This is a genomic window from Pectobacterium atrosepticum, from assembly GCF_000740965.1.
GTDB classification, from domain to species: Bacteria; Pseudomonadota; Gammaproteobacteria; order Enterobacterales; family Enterobacteriaceae; genus Pectobacterium; species Pectobacterium atrosepticum.
This window is the reverse complement of sequence record NZ_CP009125.1, coordinates 1,401,884-1,414,503: the sequence shown is the minus strand read 5'-3', so window position 1 is coordinate 1,414,503 and position 12,620 is coordinate 1,401,884. Positions and strand designations below refer to the sequence as shown.

Annotated in this window: 10 protein-coding genes; 4 read left to right on the top strand and 6 right to left on the bottom strand. The window is 53.8% G+C overall.

The window, feature by feature from the left end; genetic code table 11:
- The first annotated feature begins 79 nt into the window (after positions 1–79).
- Positions 80–1,543, top strand: coding sequence for a beta-barrel assembly-enhancing protease (bepA, locus tag GZ59_RS06185; RefSeq protein WP_039290709.1), 1,464 nt, complete (start codon positions 80–82; stop codon positions 1,541–1,543).
- 14 nt (positions 1,544–1,557) lie between these two features.
- Entirely contained in the window at positions 1,558–1,929 is a 372-nt protein-coding gene (gene arsC, locus GZ59_RS06180) for an arsenate reductase (glutaredoxin) (protein ID WP_039290706.1), read from the top strand.
- A 32-nt stretch (positions 1,930–1,961) separates the two neighbouring features.
- Here arsC and hda read toward each other — a convergent pair whose 3' ends face one another.
- From hda to upp, 3 genes are all read right to left on the bottom strand, one after another.
- Positions 1,962–2,669 carry a DnaA inactivator Hda gene (gene hda, locus GZ59_RS06175; RefSeq protein WP_039294791.1) on the bottom strand — a complete coding sequence of 236 codons (708 nt, stop codon included), beginning with the start codon at positions 2,667–2,669 and terminating at the stop codon, positions 1,962–1,964.
- A 99-nt stretch (positions 2,670–2,768) separates the two neighbouring features.
- Positions 2,769–4,058, bottom strand: coding sequence for a uracil permease (gene uraA, locus GZ59_RS06170; protein WP_039290705.1), 1,290 nt, complete (start codon positions 4,056–4,058; stop codon positions 2,769–2,771).
- Between the two features lie 205 nt (positions 4,059–4,263).
- The gene (gene upp / locus GZ59_RS06165; RefSeq protein ID WP_010307474.1) at positions 4,264–4,890 is read right to left on the bottom strand and encodes a uracil phosphoribosyltransferase; all 627 of its coding nucleotides are present in this window, start codon (positions 4,888–4,890) and stop codon (positions 4,264–4,266) included.
- Between the two features lie 353 nt (positions 4,891–5,243).
- Here upp and purM point away from each other — a divergent pair, with 353 nt between their 5' ends.
- On the top strand, positions 5,244–6,281 hold the full coding sequence (gene purM / locus GZ59_RS06160; protein WP_039290704.1) for a phosphoribosylformylglycinamidine cyclo-ligase: 1,038 nt from the start codon (positions 5,244–5,246) through the stop codon (positions 6,279–6,281).
- On the top strand, positions 6,281–6,916 hold the full coding sequence (gene purN, locus GZ59_RS06155; RefSeq protein ID WP_039290703.1) for a phosphoribosylglycinamide formyltransferase: 636 nt from the start codon (positions 6,281–6,283) through the stop codon (positions 6,914–6,916). Before purM ends, purN begins: the two co-directional genes overlap by 1 nt.
- Positions 6,917–7,132: 216 nt before the next feature.
- Here the strand turns inward: purN and GZ59_RS06150 are convergent, their stop codons facing one another.
- From GZ59_RS06150 to fdhF, 3 genes are read right to left on the bottom strand one after another with little or no spacing between them, the layout of a single operon-like run.
- Entirely contained in the window at positions 7,133–8,155 is a 1,023-nt protein-coding gene (locus GZ59_RS06150) for a HoxN/HupN/NixA family nickel/cobalt transporter (protein WP_039290702.1), read from the bottom strand.
- Positions 8,121–10,397 carry a carbamoyltransferase HypF gene (gene hypF, locus GZ59_RS06145; RefSeq protein WP_048018351.1) on the bottom strand — a complete coding sequence of 759 codons (2,277 nt, stop codon included), beginning with the start codon at positions 10,395–10,397 and terminating at the stop codon, positions 8,121–8,123. Before hypF ends, GZ59_RS06150 begins: the two co-directional genes overlap by 35 nt.
- A 23-nt stretch (positions 10,398–10,420) precedes the next feature.
- Positions 10,421–12,571: a formate dehydrogenase subunit alpha gene (gene fdhF / locus GZ59_RS06140; protein WP_039290698.1), complete on the bottom strand. Its 2,151-nt coding sequence runs from the start codon at positions 12,569–12,571 to the stop codon at positions 10,421–10,423.
- Between the last annotated feature and the right edge of the window lie 49 nt (positions 12,572–12,620).

The window sequence follows — 12,620 nt, the reverse complement described above, 5'->3', positions numbered from 1 at the left end:
ATTTCTTTGTCTGCCATCGCTGGCTAAGATAGTCGGCAGAATGCTTTCACGTTAGCTGTTGATAAGGTTATCTTCCGTTATGTCTATTCGGTTAAGAAAAACGGTCATGTCCGTCCTGCTTGGGACGCTACTGGCTGGCAACCTGCTTCCTGCTCAGGCTGACACGCAGGATCGGCTGCCGGATATCGGCACCACCGCAGGCGGTACGCTTAGTATCAATCAGGAGCTGGCAATGGGCGACTTTTACGTCCGTCAGTTACGAGCCGGTGCGCCGCTTATCAACGACCCGCTGCTGTCCAATTACATTAATCAGCTCGGTAACAGATTGGTCAAACAGGCCGATTCCGTGCGCACGCCGTTCCATTTTTATCTGATCCGTAATGACGACATCAACGCCTTCGCCTTCTTCGGCGGCAATGTGGTACTGCATTCCGCACTGTTCCGCTATGCCGATAGCGAGAGCGAACTGGCCTCCGTGCTGGCGCATGAAATCTCTCACGTTACCCAGCGGCATTTAGCGCGCAGCATGGAATCACAGCAGCGCAGCGCTCCGCTCACTTGGGTCGGCGCACTCGGTTCCATCCTGCTGGCGATGGCCAATCCACAGTTAGGAATGGCAGCGCTCAGCGGTACGCTGGCTGGCGCGCAGCAAGGCATGATTACCTTCACGCAATCGAATGAACAAGAAGCAGACCGCATCGGGATTCAGGTGCTGCAGCGTGCAGGGTTCGATCCGCAAGCCATGCCGAATTTCCTGCAAAAGCTGGCTGATCAATCGCGTTATGCTTCAAGACCACCGGAAATGTTGCTGACTCACCCATTGCCGGAAAGTCGCCTGTCTGACGCTCGTAACCGCGCCAACCAGATGCGCCCGACACCAGTGCAGTCTTCTCAGGATTTCTTGTTCGCCAAAATACGCACCTTTGGTATGTATGGCTCACCGGATCGCCCACTAAACGACGATCTGCTGGTGCAATGGGAAAAGGGTAACGTACGGGAACAGTTGGCCGCAAAATATGGCCGTGCGATTCAGCTTTATCAGGCGAAGAAGTACGATGAAGCGCGTAATGTGCTGCAACCGCTGCTAAGCAGCGCACCAGACAATCCGTGGTTTCTGGATATGATGACCGACATCGATCTGGGACAAAATCGTGCCGCGCAGGCTATCGCCCGTTTACAAAACGTGCCCGGAATGCAGGCTAACCCAGTACTTCAGCTTAATCTGGCCAATGCCTATGTTGAAGGGAAACAGCCTGCTGCTGCCGGCAAAATATTGTATCGCTACACCTATGCGCACCCTGACGATCCGAACGGCTGGGATCTGCTGGCGCAAACCGCAGCAGCCCAAGGACAGCGCGCAGAAGAGTTGGCTGCACGCGCAGAAAGTCTGGCGCTTAACGGTCAGCTCGATCAATCTATTCGGTTACTGAGCAACGCGAGTTCACTGGTCAAATTGGGGAGCTTGGAGCAGGCGCGCTACGACGCCCGTATCGACCAGCTCCGTCAGTTGCAACAGCGTTTCCGCCAGTACCAGAAATCCTGATAAGGAGCATGACGATGACACAGCCTTCAACCAAAGCATCCGTGACGATTTACCACAACCCACGCTGTTCCAAGAGCCGTGAAACGCTGGCGCTGCTACAAGAGCACAATATTGCCCCCGACGTCGTGCTCTATCTCGACACGCCGCCCGATGCCGCGACGCTGGATCAGCTTATCCAACAGTTGGGCTTTAGCAGCGCGCGCGAGTTAATGAGAACCAAAGAAGAGATTTATCAGCAGTTGGGGTTGTCCGATGCCGCACTGACAGAAGCTCAGCTTATTCAGGCGATGGTCGATAACCCGAAGCTCATTGAGCGCCCTATCGTCGTGGCACAAGGTCAGGCACGCATTGGCCGCCCGCCAGAACAGGTACTGGAGATTCTGTAATTGTGAAAGAGTGCTGTGAACGATAATTCCAGCTACAGCCCGAGGATCTCTTTCACAAAGGGAATGGTCAGCTTGCGCTGTGCAGTGATGGAAGCGTGGTCGAGCTGATCGAGCGTCATAAATAACGTGCGCATTTCTCGATCCAAACGCTTAAGCAGAAAACGACTCACGTCTTCCGGCAATTCGAACCCGCGCAGTCTGGCACGCAGCTGTAACGCTTCACCCTTTTCATCATCCGACAACGGTTGCAGCTTGTAGATTTGTCCCCAGTCGAGACGAGAAGCAAGATCGGGCAGGCGTATATTCAACTGACGCGGCGGACGATCGCCAGTAATCAACAGCAGAGCTCGCCCCGTTTCCTGAATGCGGTTGTACAGATTAAACACTGCCATTTCCCACGCTTCATCGCCCGCAATCGATTCGATATTATCGATGCACACCAGCGCCAATTGCTCCATACCTTCCAGCACGTCCGGCACAAAGTAGGCGCGTTTATCTAACGGCACATAGCCCACCGCGCGTTCCTGACGCGACAGTTCAGCGCAGGCTGCATGCAGCAGGTGACTGCGCCCGCCCCCTTCGCGTGACCAGAAATAGATATAGCTACCATGCTCCTGATACAAAGCATTATTGACGGCGGCAAGAAGAGACGCGTTTTCACCCGGATAGAAACTGGCAAATGTTTCGTCATCGGGTAAATAGAGTGGCAATGAAAGCTGTGCCGGCGTGTTCAGAATCACCTCAAGCAAAACGGGCAGGAAAACGGATCGAGTTTACCACAGAAACCTGGCCCTGTTGAGGCCGCGATACGCACGGCCTCAACAAGGAGAATGACGCGGTTATGAACGCGTGTCGTTCTCTTCCGGCGCATCGAGGATCTCTTCCTCTTTACGGAACAGGCTGATGACCTTAAATACCAGACTCATACCGATACCAACAACTGTCGCCAGCGCCATGCCTTTCAGCTCGGTCGAGCCAAGATGCACTTTCGCGCCGCTGACGCCGATGATCAGAATCACGGAAGTCAGGATCAGGTTTTGCGCTTTGTTGTAATCCACTTTGGATTCAATCAGCACGCGAATACCGGACGCACCGATCACGCCGTACAGCAGTAGCGACACACCACCCATGACAGGAACCGGTACAGCCTGAATCGCCGCAGCCAATTTTCCCACGCAGGAAAGCAGAATCGCAAGGATCGCCGCACCGCCGATAACCCAGGTGCTGTACACTTTGGTAATCGCCAGCACGCCGATGTTTTCGCCGTAGGTCGTATTCGGCGTAGAGCCGAAGAAACCAGATAACACGGTAGAAATCCCGTTGGCGAACAGGGAGCGATGTAGCCCCGGATCGCGCATCAGATCTTTCTTCACAATATTCGCCGTCACGACCAAGTGGCCAACGTGTTCCGCAATCACCACCAGCGCCGCAGGCAGAATCGCCAGAATAGCAAACCACTCAAAACGCGGCGTATAGAATGTTGGCATCGCGAACCAGTGCGCTTCACGAATTGGGGTCAAGTCAACGACACCCAGCGCAAATGACAGCGCATAGCCAGCCAGTACCCCAATCAAAATCGGGATGATCGCCAGAAAACCGCGAAACAGCACCGATCCCAGAATGGTGATCGCCAGCGTCGCCAGTGAAATCGTCACCGCGGTGGAATCCACAGATGCACCATCCGCAGGCAACAACCCAGCCATTCCTGCCGCCACACCCGCCAGTTCAAGGCCGATGACAGCGACAATCGCTCCCATTGCCGCAGGCGGAAACAGTACATTCAGCCAGCCAGTACCCGCTTTCTGAACAATCAGCGCCACCAGACAGAACAACACGCCGCACATAATGAAGCCACCCAGCGCAACTTCATATCCCAACGGCAGTAGCAGTAATACTGGGGAAATAAATGCGAAGCTCGATCCCAAATACGCCGGGATTTTTCCCTTACAAATGAATAAATAAAGCAGCGTACCCACACCGTTGAATAACAGCACGGTTGCCGGGTTGATCTTGAACAGAATGGGTACCAGAACGGTAGCGCCAAACATCGCGAACAGATGCTGGAAACTCAACGGGATGGTTTGTAACAAGGGGGGTCGTTCACTCACCCCGATGGCGCGACGAGTCATCTTCAATATCCTCTGTAGTGTTGTGCAGGTAGAGCCGCACTTGTTATCACAGCCAGACTCACCCCGCCCCACCGTAGTGAAGCAGGATGATGTTGACTGCTGATGTAATAAAAGAACGCGTGTGACGAAACACTGGTTATGGCGAACCATAGGAAATACTTAGGTTTACGCCAAAAAAAAGCCGACTATCAAGTCGGCTTACCTGTTATTTCGTACCAAATATTTTATCGCCTGCATCACCCAGACCCGGCATGATGTAACCCTGCTCGTTAAGGCCTTTATCGATTGATGCCGTGTACAACTCGACATCCGGGTGGGCTTTCTCCAGTGCGGCAATCCCTTCCGGCGCCGCGACTAAAACCAGTACCTTAATACTGTGACAACCTGCTTTCTTCAGCAGATCGATCGTCGCGATCATTGAACCACCGGTTGCCAGCATTGGGTCAACAACCAGCGCCATGCGCTCTTCGATATTGGAAACCAGCTTTTGGAAATAAGGAACAGGCTCCAGCGTTTCTTCATCACGGTAGATGCCGACAACGCTGATACGCGCGCTAGGGACATTTTCCAGCACGCCGTCCATCATCCCCAATCCTGCACGCAGAATCGGTACGACGGTAATTTTCTTGCCTTTGATCTGATCGACTTCAACCGGACCGCACCAACCATCAATGGTGACTTTTTCGGTTGCCAAGTCGGCCGTCGCTTCATAAGTCAGCAAACTTCCTACCTCGGAAGCCAGCTCACGAAAACGCTTAGTGCTAATATCGTTCTCACGCATCAAACCCAGTTTATGTTTGACTAGTGGGTGTTTCACCTCGACGATCTTCATCATTATCTCCCCATCGGCTAGTGGGCGGACAAAAACGCTAAACGCGTTTTTAAACACCGCTTGCGGCGGCCCGCAGAGCGGCGGGCATGAGAGCCCGTCGTAAAAAAAATCGCGAGATTATACCGCCTTTTTTACTTAGCGCCATACGATTAAGCCTGATCCAGATCAACCGAGAAGAGATATTGTCGCCATTAACGAAAAATAGCCAGCCGATGACTCATCACTCGCAAACGATTGCCTACACTGTTAGAATTAGCGCGCATTATTTTTACCACAGTATGTTTTCTCAATACCGTGTTTTCTGAATACCATCTTTTCTGAATACAACCTGTAACCTTCGTGGGGACTCAGCAGTGACCGACAAAACCTCTCTCAGCTATAAAGACGCAGGCGTGGATATCGATGCGGGTAATGCATTGGTAGACCGTATCAAAGGTGTAGTGAAACAGACCCGTCGCCCGGAAGTTATGGGTGGATTGGGTGGTTTCGGTGCCTTGTGCGCCTTACCGCAAAAATACCGCGAACCGATTCTGGTTTCCGGCACTGACGGAGTCGGCACCAAACTGCGCCTGGCGATGGACCTGAAGCGCCACGATACGATTGGTATCGATCTGGTTGCAATGTGCGTAAACGACCTGGTCGTTCAAGGTGCTGAACCGCTGTTCTTCCTCGACTATTACGCAACGGGCAAGCTGGATGTCGACACCGCTGCCAGCGTGATTACCGGTATCGCGGAAGGCTGTAAGCAATCAGGCTGTGCGCTGGTCGGTGGTGAAACTGCCGAAATGCCGGGGATGTATCACGGCGAAGACTACGATGTTGCCGGCTTCTGCGTCGGTGTCGTAGAAAAATCGGAAATCATCGACGGCAGCAAAGTTCAGCACGGTGATGTTCTGGTTGCCCTCGCCGCCAGCGGCCCGCACTCAAACGGCTATTCGCTGGTGCGTAAAGTGCTTGAAGTCAGCAAGACCGATCCAGAACAGTTCGAGCTGGAAGGCAAATCGCTGGCCGACCACCTGCTGGCACCGACTAAAATCTACGTGAAATCTGTCCTGTCCCTGATTGAGAAAGTGGATGTCCACGCGATTTCTCATCTGACCGGCGGCGGCTTCTGGGAAAATATCCCACGCGTGCTGCCAGAAGGTATGCAGGCGACTATTGACGAATCCAGCTGGCAATGGCCTGCGGTTTTCAACTGGCTGCAGCAGGCTGGTAATGTCAGCCGCCACGAAATGTATCGTACTTTCAACTGCGGTGTTGGTATGATCATCGTACTGCCAGCCGAACAGGCAGACGAGGCCGTTGCATTACTCAATAGCAGCGGCGAAAACGCATGGAAAATCGGCGTCATTACGCAAACCGATGCCGGAGACGCAGTGGTTATTAACTGATGAAAAACATCGTTGTCTTGGTTTCAGGTCATGGAAGCAACTTACAGGCGTTGATTGACGCCTGTAAGAACGGACGCCTTAAAGGAAAGATCGTCGCCGTATTCAGTAACAATGCGGAGGCTTATGGGTTAGTACGTGCACAGGATGCCGCGATCCCTACATGCGTCCTGAATCCTGAAGACTTTGCCGACCGCGCAGCATTTGATGCTGCACTGGCAAACGAAATTGAGCAATATGAACCGGCGCTGGTGGTCTTAGCGGGCTATATGCGAATCCTCAGCCCGGAATTTGTCGCTCAATTTGCAGGCAAAATGCTGAATATCCACCCTTCCTTGCTGCCGAAATATCCCGGACTACATACGCATCGTAAGGCGCTGGAAAATGGCGATAGGGAACACGGTACGTCCGTACATTTTGTCACCGATGAACTGGATGGCGGCCCGTCAGTTCTGCAAGCGAAGGTACCTGTATTTAGTGACGACACGGAAGAAAGCCTGAGCGAACGCGTTAAGACGCACGAGCACACGATTTATCCGATGGTCATTAACTGGTTCCTGAACGGAAGACTGGTGATGCGTGATAATGAAGCCTGGCTGGATAGCGTGCGTATTCCTCCACAGGGTTATGCCGCCTAGTAGGCCACAAGCACGTCACCTCAGTAAGGCTCTCCTGTAGAGCCTTACAACTTCTGTCTTTCTCTTACCAAAAAATTCCCGCAGCTAAATCAGCTTCCACTGCTCGGTAACAGCAACCTGCAAGCAATGAACGCAGAAATGCTGTTACCGTTAAAATCCGATCGGGTCATTCTGCCGCAACTGGCAAAAAACGCGACCCACGCAGAACAAGCAATATTAGCTTACCACCAATGAATCATAGTCTTTCCAGCGATAAATCAGCATTGATATGCACCAGAAGACAACAAATATACCAATCACGATAAAGCCAGCATTGCCAAGGCTATCATTGAGGCCACTGACCACAGACCATGCCCCGCCTTGCAAATCAAACTTGTCCACTAGCAGCCCCAGAGCCTCAATACCGCCAATAAATAGAGCCACTACCACCGAAGCGCCAGTGATGGTCATGTTGTAATACAGTTTGCGCTGTGGCTTGTTAAATGCCCAGCCATATGCCCCTACCATCAGGATATTGTCCAGAGTATCGACCAGCGCCATACCGCTAGCGAATAAGGCTGGAAAGATGAGAATTGACCAGATGGATACACCGAGAGAAGCACTGGCAGCGGAGATACCCAGTACGCCAATTTCCGTTGCGGTATCGAAGCCCAACCCAAACAAAAAACCGACCAGATACATATGCCAGCTTTTATCGACCATCCGAAAGGTGGAGCGGAAAAGCCAACTCATCATCCCGCCAGAAGCGCCCATCTCATCACGGTTTTGCAGCGGTTCACCACGTTTTAAGGCCCGAAAATTTCGCCAGACGCCGCGCAAAATAACCAGATTCACCAGCGCCATCGCCAACAGGAAAAAGGCAGAAACCGATGTTCCGATAATGCCGCCAACATCGTGGAACCACGCGATATCTTTCTGAAACGCCGCCGCTGTCGCCGCAATCGCTACTGTAGCCAAGATCACAATCGTTGAATGCCCGAGTGAAAACCAGGCACCTACCCCTAACGGACGCTGTCCCTGCTGCATCATTTTACGGGTGACGATATCAATCGCGGCAATATGGTCGGCATCCACCGCGTGCCGCAAACCGTAAGACCAAGCCAGCAAACAGGCCGCTATCAGTGCACCATTATTCTGGAACACAACCAGTGCCCAACACCATGAAACAAGATTTGCCGACAACAGCAATATTAACAGCATCGCGCTACGGGGATGGTTGCGCAGAACGGGAAGTAACATCAAGTTTATCCTTTATAGTCGATTGTAACTGTGCGGCGGCTATCACCGCCTGCCCCAAAGAAATTGAACCATCGCCAGCAGGCAGTCGCGTAGGTAACAGCACGTTAAGGCCATCAAGACGAGACACCAGCCGTTGACATAACAGCTTGTTGTGGAACACACCGCCAGCGCAGGCGACGGTACCGATATTCAGTCGTTGTGCATGATGCCGGACCAGAGAAGCCAGCCCGGCTGCCAGCACGTCATGGAAAGCCCATGCTCTGGCTTCTGGCTCCGCACGCCAGTTCAACCACTGCCGCCAGAAGGTCACCATATCCAGTTGACCCGCAACGCAGGGCAGCGTCACCGGATGATCAACCCCGCCACACCGCGTAGCCATTGCCTCCAGCCGGCCAGCCGCCTCTCCCTCATAGTGTTGAACCTCGGCCGTACATCCCAGCGCTGCTGCCGCAGCATCAAAAAGCCGCCCAGCGGACGATGCAGTAGGAGAATTGATCCCCCGAGCGATCGCTTTGGCCAGAGGCCCCCAAGGATGACGGCGAACGCTATCCGTTTCCGGTAGAGTCTCCCAGTCAGGAACGAAAGCCAGGCAGTGCGCCAGCAAATTGCGCCACGGCTGCCGTGCAGCCAGATCGCCCCCCGGCAGAGCGACCGACGGTAACCCGCCCAATCTCTCGCAGACGCGGTAATCCACCTTCAGACACTCTCCGCCCCAAAGCTGCCCTTCAGCCCCCATTCCCACGCCATCCAGCGCCAGACCAATAACGGCTCCGCCGTCCAACGGCCAACCGTGTTCAGCCAGACAGGCAGCAATGTGGGCGTGGTGATGCAAAACGTAGTGGCACGGCAACCCCATCTGCTGCCCCAATCGGAGAGAGTGATAACCGGGGTGGGCATCCACCACGACCTGCTGAGGAGTGAAGTCATAAACCCGGCACATCAGATCAAACGCACGGTGCCACTGCGATTCAACGCCATCGTCGCTTAAATCGCCCAAATGCTGGCTCAATACCGCACTCTCGCCACGCACCAGACAGAACGTGTTTTTCAGGTCCGCACCCAAACACACCATAGGCGGGATATTCTTGAAGCCAGAAGGCAAGGAGATCGCATCGGGTACGAACCCTCTGGCCCGTCGTATCATCATGCCGCGCGTATCCAGCAGCGAATCGTCCATGCGCTGCGTAATATCGCGGTTGTGCATTAGCCAACCGTCGGCAATACCAGCCAGTTCACTCAACGCCTGTTCATTGGTTAGCGCCGGAGGACGCCCACTGAGGTTTCCAGACGTCATCACCAACGGACGTCCGATATCCTGCATCAGCAGATGCTGTAATGGGTTAGATGGCAACATAACCCCCACGTCATTCAGGTCAGGGGCGATGTCTTTGCTAAGGAAGCCCATTATCTGCTTGTCTACCAGAACAATTGGCGCTGCCGGGCTGCTCAACCGCGCTGCCGTCAACTCGGGCAGGCCGCTGGCATTCTCCACCATCACTGCTAGCGGTTTCGCTGGACGGTGTTTACGCAAACGTAACAACCGGACAGCCTCATCGTTTTGGGCATCACAGGCCAAATGAAAGCCGCCAATCCCCTTGATCGCAACAATTCCCCCCGCCTTCAACATTGCTACCGCAGCCTGAAGGGCCGCTTCACCCTCGCAGCGCCGATCAACCGTCTGCCAAAAGACATGAGGGCCGCAATCCGGACAGGCCACTGGCTGAGCGTGAAAACGCCGATCTCGGGGATTACGGTATTCCGACTCACAGGCTGGACAAAGCGGAAACGCCGCCATCACCGTCAACGGACGGTCATAGGGCATAGCATGAATAATGGTAAAACGCGGCCCGCAGTGAGTGCAGTTAATGAAGGGATAGCGATAGCGCCGCTGCGCCAAATCGTTCATTTCAGCGAGACAAAATGGGCAGGTGGCGGCATCCGGTGCTATCTGGGTATTCATGGTGCCGCCATGACTGGGGCGAATGGTAAAATCCGTCGGTAACGTTTTCCAGCACATGACAGACTGCTCCAGCGCATCAATACGCGCCAGCGGCGGACACTGTGTATGAAGCGCATGGATAAACGCCTGCGGTGCCGATATCAGGCGAATCTGCACGCCAGCGCCATCATTACAGACATCGCCATACAGATGCATCTGTTTCGCCAGTTGCCAGACCCAGGGGCGAAAGCCAACCCCCTGAACCTTGCCCCGAATACTCAGCACCACGCCCGTGTTATCCATTGCGCCCCGCATGTCCCCTTGCCTCAATGCGCCACGGCTGCGCGCAGGCGTGCTTTCATATCGTTATAGGATGTACTGGCAAAGTCTTCCGCCCAGCGTTGATCCTCAATAACATCAACCTTCGCCGCGCAGTACTTGGTTTCCGGTGTTTTGGATATCGGATCCAGATTGTCCTGAGTCAATTCATTACAGGCACCGATCCACCACTGGTAGGTCATGTAGATAGTGCCTTTATTGATGCGCTCGCTGATATCAGCACGACTAATCACTTTACCGCGGCGTGAACTGACCCAGACCAGATTTCTATCCTTAATCCCCAGTCGATTTGCATCTTGCGGGTGCATCTGCACACGCCCCGGCTCATCTGCCAGCGCCTGTAGCGCAGCACAATTACCCGTCATGGAACGGCAGGAGTAATGCCCGACCTCACGAACGGTACACAACACCAGCGGGTACGCTTCATCCGGCACTTCCGCTGGCGCACGCCACTGCGTGGCAAACAGTTTGCCTTTGCCGTTCGGTGTATCAAAGTGGCTATCCTGATACAGATAGGGTGTCCCTGGGTGATCCAATGTCGGACACGGCCACTGAATATGGCCCATATCGCCCATTTTTTCGTAGGTGACGCCATAGAACAACGAGCAAAGGCTACGCATTTCGTCCCAGATTTGCTGGTTATCAGCATAATGCATCGGGTAGCCCATTTCGCTGGCGATCAGGCTGATAATCTCCCAGTCGCGTTTTACATTGCCTTTCGGTTCAATCGCTTTTTCAAAACGTTGGAAACCACGATCCGCACAGGTAAATACGCCGCCGTGTTCACCCCAAGAGGTAGCTGGCAGCAGCACGTCAGCCACTTCAGCAGTTTTGGTCATGAAGATGTCCTGAACTACCAGAAAATCCAGCGCTTCGACCCCTCTACGGACCAGACTGAGATCGGCCTCGGTCTGTAACGGATCTTCTCCCATGATGTAGTAGGCTTTGATTTTTCCTTCCAGCGCCATATGCGGCACTTCGGTGATGCGGGTTCCGATGTTTTCATCCATCACAGCCGGTGAAATTCCCCAGGCATCGGCAAACTTCGCGCGGACATCGGGATCCGTTACAGACTGGTAGCCGGGGAACATGTTCGGCAGCACCCCCATATCGCAGGCCCCCTGTACATTGTTCTGGCCTCTAATCGGGCCGACTCCCACATTTTCACGGCCCAAATTACCGGTCAACAGCGCCAACCCCGCCAGCCCACGCACAACGTCAACAGCCTGACCGAACTGGGTGACACCCATTCCCCACATAATGGTCGCTGATGGCGCCGCCGCGAAGGTTCTCATTGCTTGGCGCACATCCGCCGCCGGTACACCGGTGAGATGTTCGACTGCTTCCGGCGCATAGTCCTTGACGATTTCACGGTAGGTGTCTAGCCCCTCAGTAAAGCGGTCAACATAGTGCTGGTTGTAGAGTTTCTCTTCCAGTAGGACATAGCCGAACGCATTCACCAACGCCATGTTGCTACCGTTGTTCAACTGGAGGTGCTGATCGGCAATACGCGCAGCCTCAATACGGCGCGGGTCGCAAACGATGATTTTGGCGCCATTCTGATGAGCCTTCACCACGCGACGGGCTACAATCGGATGCGAGTCCGCACTGTTGTAACCAAAGATCAGCAGACATTTAGAATTTTCGATATCGCTGATGGAGTTACTCATCGCGCCATTACCCAGCACTTCCTGAAGCCCCGCCACGGAAGGGCCGTGACAAACGCGTGCGCAGCAGTCCACATTATTGGTGTTGAGCACCGCACGGGCAAATTTCTGCATCACGTAGTTTGTTTCATTACCCGTCCCGCGTGATGACCCCGTGGTCATAATGGAGCGCGGGCCATATTTCGCTTTAATCTCGCTAAAACGTTGTGCGGTATAGCGGATAGCTTCGTCCCAGGAAACGGGAGTGAGTCTCCCCCCTTTCTCATAGCGGATCATGGGCTGCGTCAGGCGGGGAGTCAGCAGTTGGGTATCATTGAGAAAATCCCACCCGTAATACCCTTTCAGGCACAGTTCATTCTGGTTCGTGACGCCGTCAGCCGCTTCAGCTCGGATAATTTTGTTGTCTTCAACAACAAGTTTGAGTTTGCAACCCGCACCGCAGTACGGACATACGCTAGTGATCTTTTTCATTAATAACAGGCCTGTTAAAAGTGAAAGAATTCGGGCCTGACCGAAGTCA

Bases quoted from the DNA above. Each gene is read 5' to 3' on its own strand.
- fdhF (WP_039290698.1), bottom strand. From the start codon at position 12,571: ATGAAAAAGATCACTAGCGTATGTCCGTACTGCGGTGCGGGTTGCAAA.
- purN (WP_039290703.1), top strand. From the start codon at position 6,281: ATGAAAAACATCGTTGTCTTGGTTTCAGGTCATGGAAGCAACTTACAG.
- hypF (WP_048018351.1), bottom strand. From the start codon at position 10,397: ATGGATAACACGGGCGTGGTGCTGAGTATTCGGGGCAAGGTTCAGGGG.
- upp (WP_010307474.1), bottom strand. From the start codon at position 4,890: ATGAAGATCGTCGAGGTGAAACACCCACTAGTCAAACATAAACTGGGT.
- bepA (WP_039290709.1), top strand. From the start codon at position 80: ATGTCTATTCGGTTAAGAAAAACGGTCATGTCCGTCCTGCTTGGGACG.
- GZ59_RS06150 (WP_039290702.1), bottom strand. From the start codon at position 8,155: ATGTTACTTCCCGTTCTGCGCAACCATCCCCGTAGCGCGATGCTGTTA.
- arsC (WP_039290706.1), top strand. From the start codon at position 1,558: ATGACACAGCCTTCAACCAAAGCATCCGTGACGATTTACCACAACCCA.
- uraA (WP_039290705.1), bottom strand. From the start codon at position 4,058: ATGACTCGTCGCGCCATCGGGGTGAGTGAACGACCCCCCTTGTTACAA.